We start from the raw sequence: 12,407 nt of genomic DNA on the forward strand, positions 1-12,407 counted from the left end.
ATGAAAAATAGTTTTTATCCTGTACTAATGTGCAATGATATAAGAAAAGAAGCAGATTTTTTTATAGAATTATTTGATTTCAAGGAAACCTTTAATAATGATTGGTATATTAGCTTAAAAGACAATGATGAATTTGAGTTGGCATTGATTGATAGTTCACATGATTCAATACCTAAACTTTATAGAAAACAGTGTGAAGGCCTTATTCTTAATATTGAAGTTAATGACGTAAACACTGTATATTCAGAAGTAATTAGTAGAAAAAAATCATCACTTTTATTAGATATAAAAAATGAAGAATTTGGACAAAGACATTTTATTATTGAAACTCCAAGTAAAATTTTGGTTGATATTATTCAAATAATTCCGCCATCAAATGAGTATCTTAAAAATTATAAGAAATCGGGTAAAGAAAATGAACAAAAATAAAAAAGAATTAGCATCTATAAATACTACAAAAAATTTGATTGCTATTGCACGTAATCATTTTTCTACTTATGGCTATGAGAAGACATCATTAGAAGCTAATATGACTAGAGGTGCAGTATATCACCATTTTAAAAATAAAAAAAATCTATTTAAAGCAGTTTTAAATCTTGTTCAGTATGAAGTTGGATTAAATGTAGAAAAAGAAGCTATGAAATCCGAAGATATATGGGAACAGTTAATTTTAGGTTGTGTTGGATTTGTACAATCAGCTACTTTAGAATCTAACAAAAGAATATTATTAATCGAAGCACCCAATATTATAGAATGGACAGAGTGGAAAAAAATGGATAATGAGAATTCTGTTTTACTTTTGGAAGAACAACTCTTAGTTGCACAAAAAAATGGGAAATTAATAGAGTTTGATATTCATATGATTTCACATATGATTTCTGGTGCATTAAATGATTTATCTATTTTTCTTGCAGAAAGCAATATTTTAGATAAAAATCAAGTTTATAAAGCGATTTCTCATTTATTGACAGGGTTTAGAAAAGATGGCTAAGAAAGTGAAAGACTACTATGACATTGAATATGTAAACTTCTTAGCTGAAAAAATAAAATCAGTATATCCAGAATTTATTATTAATGAGTTTTTTTCACTAACAAAACCAACTATTGAATTGTTAGAATTCAATGAAAGGCAAGAGTTATTAGCAAATGCTTTAAAAAAGTCTATCAATTTAAACTATTCAGATACTATTAATGTTTTTGAGAATATATTAGGTCCAGAGTTAGAAGGCAGTTTAGGCATGTTTACAGAGGGTTATTGGTTATGGCCCATTGGAAAGTATGTAGAGAAGTTTGGTGGAGAAAATTTTGAAGTAAGTACAACTTTCAGTAAGGAGTTGACAAAAAGATTTACTAGTGAATATTGTATGCGTACTATAATAAATAATTTTCCTGAACAGTCTATGGAATTGCTTTTAAAATGGAGTAAAGATAGTAATAAAAGAGTTCGTCGATTAGCCAGTGAATGCCTCAGAATACGGTTGCCATGGGCAAAAAAAATGTATGTTGCCTTAGAATACTTTGATACTTATTTTGAATTATTGTCTAATCTAAAAAATGATACAGATAAAACAATTCAAAAGAGTGTAGCAAATAATCTAAATGATTTATACAAAGAAGAGCAAGACAAATTTGAATTAATTATTTCTAGTTGGCAAACAGAAAATATAACAAAAGAATGTCAATGGATTATTAAGCATGCTTCAAGAACAAAAAATAAAAAGAAATAATGTTTGTAGTATTTATATTCAAAAATATGTCTAAAGATGATATCTTTCTAATGAAAAAAGAGTAATTAAAAAGTAATTATAAAAAAACTCTATAAGAAAATTGTATTTTTCAAAATATTTTCTTATAGAGGCAAACATATATTGTGTATAATACTAATATTGATGATAAATTTAAACTGATAATCAACCTAATATCTTAAAAATATGTTGGATTCATAAATGGGATTACAAGTTCTGCGACCTCTCCATCTGCATCAAGCCCCCAATATCCGCTGTAAATACCATCACCCATACCGCTTGTGAACATAATTAATCTGTAGGATGTTTGTGGTAATTTTAAAAGTAAGAAATTGCCATTTTTATTCTGTAAATTTGGATGCATTTCATGACTTTTTTGAAAAAGTGTTGCAAAATAATCATTATATTTGTTTTTACCTGGATTTTTATTTTGCCATTTTGTTATAAAATTACTATACTCCTTTGCAACTTTTGCGTCTGAAAAACAGGCTAATCCTGTATCCACACCAAAGAAAGTCCATGCTCCTGACTTTCCAAAATCTTCGCATTTCTTTCCCTTTGGCATTGCAATTTCATACTTGATAGGTTTTTTGTCATTGATAATCAATCTTGATGCTGCAATTCTAAGTCCTGCAATTTTAGAATGGCAGATAGAAATTTCTACCGAATAACTTCCAACAGGTATTTTTCTTTCTAAATAAGTCATATATTCACTACCTAAATACGCAAGAGGGTCTGCAAGGACAACTTCTCCACTTGGGAAATCTGTTTCTCCTATAATGAATGGTTCAAGTTTCTCACTTCTTTGAAACAAGCTTTGAAAGAATTCTATTGAATAGTTTTCCTGATTTAGAAATTTTAGGTTTTTTTCAAATGCTATTTGAGCAGGATGTTTAACTTGTTCTCTAATTTCTTTTCCTGTATTTGTATCAATAAAATATTTTCCACTTTTATTAGAGTGAAATTCTAAATCAGTTCCTATGGGCATATAAAAAATATTCAAAGTAGTTGGTTCAACGTTAATAAGTGTATTAAAATCTACAATTGCCATATTCTTGGGATTGTCTACATACTCTTGTGTATCTGTATCACCAAAAGCAATCTATCCATTTCCAAACTCACTATGCTCTCTAAAAAGCCACCTCAGTTTTGATGTTCCATTGAGAATCGATTTGCTGACAATACAGCCACCTGCCCCAGTAATATACTGCTTTACTTCTGATTTTTCGACTTTTGTTTCTTTTTTATTTTTGCTAAACAGTTCCATACGAATTCTCCTTACTTTCAAAAATTTCTTGATAATAAATATAATAGACATTATTTTATTTGATGGTTGATTTGTTATCTTTCAATTTATTTGTTAAATATATCGTATCATACCTTCATACTAAATTCTGTGTTTTTCTGATTTTAGCAAAGATACTTATTTCAATCTGTATGGTAATAATTGTATTTGATTGTATTAAATCATTACAGTACTATTTATTTAAGTAGACACAACTTAGGGATTTTTTACTCAGTATAGATTGTTTTTTTGAAAAAATAATCTATGCCATTCCCATATTTTTTAAAAAATACTTTTTAGTATCATTTATCTTTTAGATTAGGGTTAAACTGTGCAAAATTATAGAATAAGGTAAAATCATGTGCAATTATTTGGTATGGCACTATGTATGTAAAATATAGATAATAAAATTAAGGAGGCAGTATGAAGGAAAGGGCTAAAAAAATATTAGATTTTATTATTAAAAATAACAATGTAACATCACAAGAGCTACAAGAAAAGTTTAATGTATCAAAAAGAACTGTTTATTACGATATCCTATCTATAAATGAAGAACTAGGAAAAAGAGGTAATATAAAAAATATAAAGCACAAATTTATATTTGAAGGTAACTTAGGTAATGTAAGAAAAATAATTTCAGCTGAAGAAGATAAATTTCTAGATAGTGAATATAGAAAAACTTTTATATTAAACAAGATATTACATGATGAAAAAATATCAATAGAAAAACTAACAAATGAAATGTTACTTTCAAAAAACACAGTAGTACAAACAATAACTGATATAAAAAAGCACCTTCAAACAATGGGACTAAAATTAGAGTACAAGGGAAAGTACAAAGTAATAGGTGATGAATATGTTATTAGAGAACTTTTCTTGCTACTTACACAAGAAAATGTATTAGAAATTAATTCTATAAGTAAGGAAGTAACTGACTTTGATACAAAGGGATGCATAAACCTTACAGATTACTCTTTATTAAATTTAACTAAGTTTACAAAGTTTCTAAATAAAAGAATAAGAGATGGGAAAACCTTGTATTCTTATAAATATCTAAATGAAGCTAAAAAAATTAGTTACTTTAATAATTGTAAAGAACTTTTGTGTGAAGAAGCTAATGAAAATGAACAAGCCTATGTATGTGCTTATGTAAGTTCACTTCCTAGTTTAAATAGTGAAGTTAAGGAAGATGTTGTTGAAGAATATGTAGATAAACTTATAGACAAGTTTGAAGTAAATACAGCAATAAAATTAGAAAGTAAACATGAGTTTAAAAAAAATATTTTAAGGCACTTGCATTCTTCTTACAACAGAATAAGATTTAAGTTTCCTATTAGCAACCCTATGCTAGACGAAACGAAGTATAAACATAAGTCACTTTATAAGATTATAAAGTCAATTATAGAAAATGAAGAAGAGTTTCCTGTATTTGAAGGTATAAGAGAAGAAGAAATAGGATTTATAGCAGCATATTTTGGAGGATACTTAAGAGGTTCTAGAGATAATGGTCTAAGAAAGAATAAAGTTTTACTAGTTTGTCCTAATGGTCTTATGGTATCAAAGAGTTTGGAAATACAGCTATACAAATACATACCAACTATAGAAATAGTAGGTATAGTATCTATTAAGCAACTAAAAGAAGTAAATATATACTATGATTACATAATTACAACCATAGACATACAAAATGTAAGTAATGTAATAGTTGTGAATCCTCTTTTAACAACATCAGACATTCAATTACTGATGAACAAACTCATAAGTGTAAAAGAAAATGAGAAGTATTTCAATCTTGAACTGATAATACAGGCGATAAGAAAAAATGGAGTTATTAATAACGAAGAATCATTAAAAGCTGACTTATTAAACATAATACATAAGATAGATGAAGGAGAGATGTATCAACCAATGTTAAAGGAATTAATTAATGAAGATAGGGTCAATATAATAAAAAATGTTAAAGATTGGAAAGAAGCAATAAAAATAGCCTCAAAACCATTGTTAGAAGACAACTCTATAGAAGACTTGTATATAGAAAATATGATAAAGTCAGTTGAAAAGTATGGACCTTATATTGTTTTAGCTGATAGATTTGCTCTACCACATGCAAGTTCTAAAGAAGGGGTAAACAAACTTGCCATGTCTTTACTTATAGTAAAAGATGAGGTTGATTTATTAGGAAAGCCAGTGAATATATTTATGGTACTAGCTGCTATAGATAACACTACTCACATCAGAGCATTAGCATCACTTTCAGAAATGATGTATGAAGAAGAAAATATAAATTTAATAATTAATGGAGACAAAACCTCAATACTAGAACTTATAAATAAACAAAATTAGGAGGAATTTAAAATGAAAATATTAGCAGTATGTGGATTTGGTGTAGGTTCATCAATGGTATTAAAAATGACGATACAAAAGGTTTTAAAGCAGTTAAGTATAGAAGGTGAAGTAGAAAATACAGATATAAACTCAGCTAGAGGAGCTGATTGTGACTGTATATTTACAAGCCAAGAATTATTAAATGAATTAAAAGGAACTTGTAATGTACCAGTATATCCAGTTAAGAAGTATATGGACTTAGCAGAAGTTACAGAAGTTGTTCAAACCTTTTTAAATGATAAGAAATAGTATAAATTTAAAAAAGTAAATTTAAAAGTAAATTTAAGTTAATCGACATAAAATAAAAGCTTACTGAAATTAAAAATAGTAAGCAAGAGAGGGGGATTTTAGTGGTAGAAAACTTAAATAGTTAACCTATCACTAAAAAAATATAATGCTTGATTTTATTTCAAATAATATTTTACGTAATCCGTCTATGCTAATTGGATTAATAGCAGCATTTGGTCTTATATTACAGAAAAAGAAAGCATCAGATGTTATAAAGGGGGCATTACTTGCAGCTTTTGGAATCATAATTATGGAAACTGGAACAGGTATGTTAGTCAGTTCGATAGCACCAATTAATGGAGCTTTCCAAAGTATAAGTGGTGGTGCGGTAACAGAAGGTTTAAGTGATGTTACTTTTACTGCAAGTTATGGAGGAGTTATAGGTTTAGCTATGTTTGTAGGTCTAGCTCTTCATTTAATGATAGCAAGATTTACACCTATTAAGACAATCTTCTTAACAGGTCACATGCTTTACTGGTTTCCGTTTATATTTGTAGCATCAGGAGTTGAAGCTGGATTAGGTGGTGGAGTATTAATAGCTTTTGCAGCAGTACTATCAGCACTTTACTGGTCAATAATGCCATGGTTATTAAGAAAGTATGTATTTGACGTTATTGGAGATGAATCTTTTACACTAGGGCATCCAGCAGGTTGTTTAGCACTTGTATCAGGGTTTGTCGCTAAGTTAGTAGGAAATAAAGAAAAGTCTACAGAAGATATAAACATACCTCAAAGTTTATCATTCTTTAGAGAAATATCTATAAGTGGTGGAATGGCAGTATTTTTAATGTTTATAGTTGTTGGAATAGTAATACCAGGGGCATTTAAGGATGCTAATGAGTTTATTGGAACATATGCAATAAAGCAAGGTCTTTCTTTTGGGGCAGGTCTTATAATCATGCTTCATGGGGTAAGAATGTTAATAAATCAAATAATGCCAGCATTCCAAGGCATATCAGAAAAAGTTGTACCAAACGCACTACCAGCTTTTGACTGCCCAATACTATTTAACTATAAGCCAAATGCTGTATTAATAGGATTTTTAGTTGCTATGTTAACATCTACAGCTATGATTTTAATATGTAACTATTTCAATATATTTAACATGTTAATTATACCACTTGTTATAACTTCATTCTTTGAGTGCGGAGCAGCAGCAGTAATAGGAGAATCGCAAGGTGGTATACGTGGAGCTATAATAGGTACAGCTGTAGCTGCAATACTTATGGTAGCTTTAGTAGGAATATCTGCTGTAATTTACTCAGGAACTATTAAAAACTGGATACTAATATTTGGTGGTAACGACCTTTCATTATTTGGTATAATCAGTAAGTTTATAGGTTCATTATTTGGAGGAGTATTATAAGTATGAAATTTAAATACATAGATGAGATAAAAAGATTAATTGACATAATAGAAAATGAAGAAAAAGTCAATATGGAAAAAGCAGTACAAATCCTTGTTGAGGCAATAGAAAACAAAAGTGCTATATTTTCCTTTGGGGCTTCACATGCAGGAATACTAACAGAAGAATTATTCTACAGGGCAGGTGGATGTGTTCTTATAAATCCAGTATTTGCAAAGTCTCTAATGCTAGATACAGCACCGATAACTCACACTAGTAAGATGGAAAGGCTAGAAGGATATGGTGCAGCTCTAGCTGATAAGACTCCAATTAAAGAAGGAGATGTAGTTATAGTTCACTCAGTATCTGGTAGAAATCCAGTAAGTATAGAGTTTGCTATAGAAGCTAAAAAAAAGATGGCAACAGTAATATGTATAACTAATTTAAGTTATTCAAAGAGCGTATCTTCAAGACATTCTTCAAGAAAAAATCTTTATGAGGTGTGTGATTTAGTAATAGATAATCATGGTCAAAAGGGAGATGCCTGTGTAGACATAGATGGACTAAATCAAAAAGTTAGTCCAACGTCTACTGTAATTGCAACCACTGTTATGAATTCTATTATAGCTCAAGTTACTCAAGAGTTAGTTAATAGAGGGTTAAAGAATCCACCAATTTTTTATAGTGCAAATATAGACGGTGGAGATGAGTTAAATAAGAAGATTTTTGATGAGTATAAAGATGTAATCTACTATGAGTATTAAGGCGAATAAAGTATTTCAATAAGATTCAAAAGGTCTTAACAATGTAAATAAGTAGTATCTAAAAAAGCTGTAGGTAAAATCTACAGCTTTTATTATTAGGTAATCGCATAGAATAAAGATAATTAAAAGTACTCCTTATTTATCTTATAGTATGAATTATTTAACTATTTAATTTCTATAATAAATATATTTAATTGTTTTTAAGTACAATAGTATTTAATTTATATTTATGAATTAATCTTTTTATTTGCTAGTTCTAGTTCTAATTTTTTTATAAAATTATTAAATTCATCTGGTTGTCTTTTTCCAAATAAGATTCTTACAATAAGTGAATTAATTTTTCCAAATATATTTCTATCACTTTCACTTTCAGTGAAAATAAGTTTTGTATTTTCTAAATCAATATGTATGAGTTCATATCTAGTAATAAAACTTTCTCTGTTATTGCTTGTTTTTATCTCATATATTCTATTCTTCTCAAAATTAGTTATTTCAACCTTAAATCTTTTATTATTTTTTTGTTGTACAAATGTACCTACCGCCCTCTTCTCGTTAAAATTAGGGAAATTTAGTCTTGCAGATTTTATAAATATATTAAATATATCTTTTGCAGAGTATTTCAATAAAGCTTCAGATTTAAATGTTTTCATATTATTTTCCTCTCTGTGTGTAATTTTAATACTTGTAAATTATTTTTATAAATAAAATAGTATAATATGTCATATAAAGTCATACCTCAGTTAGAGATATGATTAAATTACTGTGTATATGAGCATTTAATAAAATACTATTATATCGAATTAAAATTTAAAAACAGAAAGTGTTAAAAGCATAAGGGTTCATAAATTCTTTGTTGAGTAGATATATAATATTATATCTAATTAAATAAACTTTTCAATCCTAATTTTACAACTAATTTATATGATAATCTATATTATGAATTATAATATCAGCAATCAAAAACAGTTAATACATTTAGTAAATTACTAAATGTACAAAAAGCAAATGTTTATCAAAATGTATGAATGCTTATGAAAAAGTAGTCATTTACAAGCGTTGCAAAGAAAAAAAGTATTGAAATAAGTATGGCACGATAGTTGCTTATATATTTATCAAGAAAGGAGTTATCAAGCATGGAGTTGAGAGATAAACTTGTAAACATCATAAATACAGAAAATAAAAAAGACCCACTAACAGATGTTCAAATAGCAAAGTTTTTAAATACAACTAGAGAAAATATAACTAATCTAAGGAAAGAACTCAATATAAGTAATTCGAGACAAAGAAGATATCCTTATTTAAAGTCAGCGATTTCAGCAATATTGCAAAACAGCAAGGATATTTCTATTTCAGAAATTACCAGAGAGTTGATGACAGAAGGATTCAATATATCAAGAAGAGTTGTAGAGGAAATTTTACCTAAAGAAAGTTTAGAAATGGAAATCGTAGAGGTAATTGAAGAAAAATCAAGCGACCCGTTTGAAACTTTGATTGGAAATAAGGGAAGTCTTAGAAATGCTGTAGAACAAGCAAAGTCTGCTATATTGTATCCTCCAAAAGGTCTTCCAACTTTAATTGTAGGAGAAAGTGGAGTTGGTAAGAGTTTATTTTCTAAACATATGTATGAGTTTGCAAAGAAAAAAAAGGTAATAAAAGAAAATTCTAATTTTGTTGTATTTAACTGTGCTGATTACAGTGATAATCCACAATTATTGTTATCTTTATTATTTGGATATAAAAAAGGTGCATTTACAGGAGCTGAATATGATACACCAGGTCTTGTAGAAGAAGCTGATGGAGGAGTTTTATTTTTAGATGAAATTCATAGATTACCTCCAAAAGGTCAAGAAATACTATTTTCTATTTTAGACAGAGGCAAATTTAGAAGATTAGGTGAAACTAATGCTGAAAGAAAGGTAAGCATGATACTGATTGGAGCAACTACTGAAAACGTAGAGACTAATTTATTGTTGACATTTAGAAGAAGAATACCAATGCTAATAACATTACCATCATTACATGATAGACTGTTAAAAGAAAAAATAGACCTTATATACAATATCTTTCAACAAGAGTGTAACAGAATAAATGCAAAAATATTTGTAGATAAAAATGTGATTGAAATACTTGCATTAAAAAAATTTAGTGGAAATATAGGGCAATTACAAAATATGATTCAGGTTCTTTGTGCAAGAGCTTTTATGAAGTTTATAAATTCTAAAGATGAAGATTGTGAATCAATAGTAGTAGTAGATATAAATGAAGTTTTAAAGCTTAAGGATTCTTTCAAAGATGCTGCTTTTCAAGAGGTTGAATACACAGAAATAAGAAAGTATTTAAAAAATGCTATATTTATACCATTTAATGTAGAGGAATCCTCAATAAAAGAAAATATTGTGAATGATGAGTACATATTACCAGAGGATATATATAAAACAATTGAAAAGAAATATTATGATTTAAAGTCTCTAGATATTGAAGATATTGACATAGAAAACATTTTATGGACTTTTGTTTTAAATAGATTTGCTGACATAAAGTTTAATCTAGAAAACGATGAAGAAATCTTCTCAATGAGTGATTTAAATAGCTTTGTAAGTGATAGTCTAGTAAAACTGGTAAAAGAGCTAATGAATAATATAATTGAAAAAAATACTAATTTAGAAGTAAATAAAAATGCATTTAAATATCTAGCAATACATTTAGAAGAAGCAATAAAAAGGATTAAACTAAATCAAAAGATAATAAATGTAAACTTAGAAAAAATAAAAATAGATTTTTCAAAAGAATATGAAATAGCAAAACGCTTTGCAATAAAAATTGAAGATACAAATGAAATTAAGATTCCAGAAGATGAGATTGGATTTATAACACTTTATATAAAATCAGCCTTAAAGAATGAAGTAAAAAAAGATAAAGTTGGATTGATAATAATCTCTCATGGTCGTATAGCTACAGAAACTGTAAATGTTGTTAAAGAGCTTTTGGGAGTAAAATTTCCTGTGGCCATAGACATGCCTTTAGATGAAAAACCAATGAATATATATAACAAGGCGGTGGAGTTGTCAAAAATAATAGACCAAGGGAAAGGAATATTATTTTTGGTTGATATTGGGTCACTTACAAATATAGGACAAATAGTAAATAAGAGAACTAACATAAATACTAAAACTATTGATAGAGTAGATCTTTTAATGGCATTAGAAGCAGCTAGGAAAGTTTCTATGGGAGATGAAGAACTTGATGAAATGTTTTTTTCTCTTGTAAAAGATAGGATGGGATATAATTATGAACTGGAAAAGCACATAGATAAAACCAATGCAATTGTAGCCCTATGTCTTACTGGAGAGGGAACCGCTAAGTACATAAGCAAAACATTAGAAGAAAAGTACAACAATACTAAATGTTATCAAATGAGTGCTTTGGATGAGAATCTTCCCTATAAAATTGAAAAATTAAGAGAAAAAAATAATATATTAGCCATTGTTGGTACAATAAATCCCAAAATACCAGGCATAAATTTTATTCCATATAATAAAGATGTTTTTAAAAACCTAGATATCTATCTTTCAAAAAAGCAAGATGATAGTCAAATTAAAGGATATGGAAGAATGCTTGATGAGGATTTAGTAATATTTGAGCCAGATATATATTTTAAAAAGGATTTACTAGAATATGTATGTTCAATTCTTATCAATAAAGGATATGTGGAAAAAGATTATTTGGATTCAGTTCTACATAGAGAAGAAATGCTTCCAACCTATTCTAAAGGGGCTACAGGTGTACCTCATGGAGATTCTTCTGCAGTAAATAGTACAAGATTTGTTTTTATTAAATTAAAAAACCCTATTGACTGGGGTGTAGGCAATGTGAATTTTGTATTTATGCCAGTTTTTAAGACTAATGATAAAGATATTGTTAAGAATGTTCTTGAAATTTTAAAAGATGAAAAGTTTATGAATAGTGCTAAACAGTGTTTTGATAAAGAAGATTTTAAGAAGATTATATTTGATAAATTTAAAAATATATAGATATAGCAACAATTTGAGAGGAGTTAGAGTAATGAATGTAGATTTAATATCATTAGACTTAGAAGCTAATGATTATGAAAGTATTATCAGAGAATTAGGAAATAAAATGTATCAAAAAAAATATGTAAAAAATACATATATAAATGCCGTTTTGAAAAGAGAAAAAACATTACCTACAGGGCTTAATATTGGAGAAATGTGTGTTGCGATTCCACATACAGACTCACAACATGTAAATGAATCTAATGTAGCTGTAGGAATATTGAAAAATCCAGTAAAATTTAATTCAATGATAGACCCAACAGATAAATTAGATGTGGAGCTTGTATTTTTACTAGCAGTAAAGAATCCAGACTCTCAAGTAAAATTATTAAAAGATTTAATGTCAGTTTTTCAGAATATAAAGCTGTTGAGAGATATAAAAAATGCATCAACAAAAGAAGAAGTAGCTGAATTATTAAATTTTATAGAAATATAATGAAAATATGTTTTAGAAGTAAATAATAGAAAATTAGAAACTTAAAAGCAGTATTAACTTTTGAGCAATTTAATTTATATAAAATA

The 12,407-nt window shown here is 27.8% G+C and carries 12 protein-coding genes; 9 read left to right on the plus strand and 3 right to left on the minus strand.

Features of this window, described 5'->3' with window-relative positions; translation table 11 throughout:
• The 3 genes from IC175_RS11875 to IC175_RS11885 are packed head-to-tail and all read left to right on the plus strand — an operon-like array spanning position 1 to position 1,727.
• Complete coding sequence (locus tag IC175_RS11875; RefSeq protein ID WP_227432731.1) at positions 1-429, plus strand: hypothetical protein; 429 nt, start codon at positions 1-3, stop codon at positions 427-429.
• Positions 416-991 carry a TetR/AcrR family transcriptional regulator gene (locus IC175_RS11880; protein WP_227851548.1) on the plus strand — a complete coding sequence of 192 codons (576 nt, stop codon included), beginning with the start codon at positions 416-418 and terminating at the stop codon, positions 989-991. The genes IC175_RS11875 and IC175_RS11880 overlap by 14 nt, the downstream gene beginning before the upstream one ends.
• Positions 984-1,727, plus strand: coding sequence for a DNA alkylation repair protein (locus IC175_RS11885; RefSeq protein WP_227482780.1), 744 nt, complete (start codon positions 984-986; stop codon positions 1,725-1,727). The genes IC175_RS11880 and IC175_RS11885 overlap by 8 nt, the downstream gene beginning before the upstream one ends.
• Before the next feature lie 196 nt (positions 1,728-1,923).
• Here the strand turns inward: IC175_RS11885 and IC175_RS11890 are convergent, their stop codons facing one another.
• Both IC175_RS11890 and IC175_RS11895 read right to left on the minus strand, forming a co-directional pair.
• The gene (locus IC175_RS11890) at positions 1,924-2,847 is read right to left on the minus strand and encodes a DUF2185 domain-containing protein (protein ID WP_227851584.1); all 924 of its coding nucleotides are present in this window, start codon (positions 2,845-2,847) and stop codon (positions 1,924-1,926) included.
• Positions 2,848-3,012, minus strand: a complete 165-nt coding sequence (locus tag IC175_RS11895) for a DUF2185 domain-containing protein (RefSeq protein ID WP_227851549.1) — start codon at positions 3,010-3,012, stop codon at positions 2,848-2,850.
• 441 nt (positions 3,013-3,453) lie between these two features.
• Between IC175_RS11895 and IC175_RS11900 the strand changes: the two genes are divergently transcribed.
• The 4 genes from IC175_RS11900 to IC175_RS11915 all read left to right on the plus strand — a co-directional run bounded on the left by IC175_RS11900 (position 3,454) and on the right by IC175_RS11915 (position 7,812).
• Positions 3,454-5,373 (plus strand): BglG family transcription antiterminator, encoded by a 1,920-nt coding sequence (locus IC175_RS11900; RefSeq protein ID WP_227432735.1) that lies wholly within the window; start codon positions 3,454-3,456, stop codon positions 5,371-5,373.
• 12 nt (positions 5,374-5,385) lie between these two features.
• Positions 5,386-5,664 carry a PTS sugar transporter subunit IIB gene (locus IC175_RS11905; RefSeq protein WP_227432736.1) on the plus strand — a complete coding sequence of 93 codons (279 nt, stop codon included), beginning with the start codon at positions 5,386-5,388 and terminating at the stop codon, positions 5,662-5,664.
• A gap of 145 nt (positions 5,665-5,809) precedes the next feature.
• Positions 5,810-7,069, plus strand: a complete 1,260-nt coding sequence (locus IC175_RS11910) for a PTS ascorbate transporter subunit IIC (RefSeq protein WP_227432737.1) — start codon at positions 5,810-5,812, stop codon at positions 7,067-7,069.
• 2 nt (positions 7,070-7,071) lie between these two features.
• Positions 7,072-7,812, plus strand: a complete 741-nt coding sequence (locus IC175_RS11915) for an SIS domain-containing protein (RefSeq protein ID WP_227482775.1) — start codon at positions 7,072-7,074, stop codon at positions 7,810-7,812.
• Positions 7,813-8,039: 227 nt separating this feature from the next.
• Here the strand turns inward: IC175_RS11915 and IC175_RS11920 are convergent, their stop codons facing one another.
• Positions 8,040-8,462, minus strand: a complete 423-nt coding sequence (locus IC175_RS11920; RefSeq protein WP_227432739.1) for a DUF3284 domain-containing protein — start codon at positions 8,460-8,462, stop codon at positions 8,040-8,042.
• Between the two features lie 483 nt (positions 8,463-8,945).
• On the opposite strand from IC175_RS11920, the gene IC175_RS11925 reads away from it, so the two are divergent.
• Both IC175_RS11925 and IC175_RS11930 read left to right on the plus strand, forming a co-directional pair.
• Entirely contained in the window at positions 8,946-11,843 is a 2,898-nt protein-coding gene (locus IC175_RS11925) for a sigma 54-interacting transcriptional regulator (protein ID WP_227851550.1), read from the plus strand.
• Positions 11,844-11,874: 31 nt separating this feature from the next.
• Entirely contained in the window at positions 11,875-12,321 is a 447-nt protein-coding gene (locus IC175_RS11930) for a PTS sugar transporter subunit IIA (RefSeq protein ID WP_227432741.1), read from the plus strand.
• Positions 12,322-12,407 lie beyond the last annotated feature (86 nt).

Origin of the sequence: Clostridioides sp. ES-S-0123-01 (genome assembly GCF_020658415.1) — a bacterium.
GTDB lineage: Bacteria > Bacillota > Clostridia > Peptostreptococcales > Peptostreptococcaceae > Clostridioides.

Excerpts from the sequence above, each read along its gene's own strand:
- IC175_RS11875 (WP_227432731.1), top strand. The coding sequence starts at position 1 with ATGAAAAATAGTTTTTATCCTGTACTAATGTGCAATGATATAAGAAAA.
- IC175_RS11880 (WP_227851548.1), top strand. The coding sequence starts at position 416 with ATGAACAAAAATAAAAAAGAATTAGCATCTATAAATACTACAAAAAAT.
- IC175_RS11885 (WP_227482780.1), top strand. The coding sequence starts at position 984 with ATGGCTAAGAAAGTGAAAGACTACTATGACATTGAATATGTAAACTTC.
- IC175_RS11895 (WP_227851549.1), bottom strand. The coding sequence starts at position 3,012 with ATGGAACTGTTTAGCAAAAATAAAAAAGAAACAAAAGTCGAAAAATCA.
- IC175_RS11900 (WP_227432735.1), top strand. The coding sequence starts at position 3,454 with ATGAAGGAAAGGGCTAAAAAAATATTAGATTTTATTATTAAAAATAAC.
- IC175_RS11905 (WP_227432736.1), top strand. The coding sequence starts at position 5,386 with ATGAAAATATTAGCAGTATGTGGATTTGGTGTAGGTTCATCAATGGTA.
- IC175_RS11910 (WP_227432737.1), top strand. The coding sequence starts at position 5,810 with ATGCTTGATTTTATTTCAAATAATATTTTACGTAATCCGTCTATGCTA.
- IC175_RS11915 (WP_227482775.1), top strand. The coding sequence starts at position 7,072 with ATGAAATTTAAATACATAGATGAGATAAAAAGATTAATTGACATAATA.
- IC175_RS11920 (WP_227432739.1), bottom strand. The coding sequence starts at position 8,462 with ATGAAAACATTTAAATCTGAAGCTTTATTGAAATACTCTGCAAAAGAT.
- IC175_RS11925 (WP_227851550.1), top strand. The coding sequence starts at position 8,946 with ATGGAGTTGAGAGATAAACTTGTAAACATCATAAATACAGAAAATAAA.
- IC175_RS11930 (WP_227432741.1), top strand. The coding sequence starts at position 11,875 with ATGAATGTAGATTTAATATCATTAGACTTAGAAGCTAATGATTATGAA.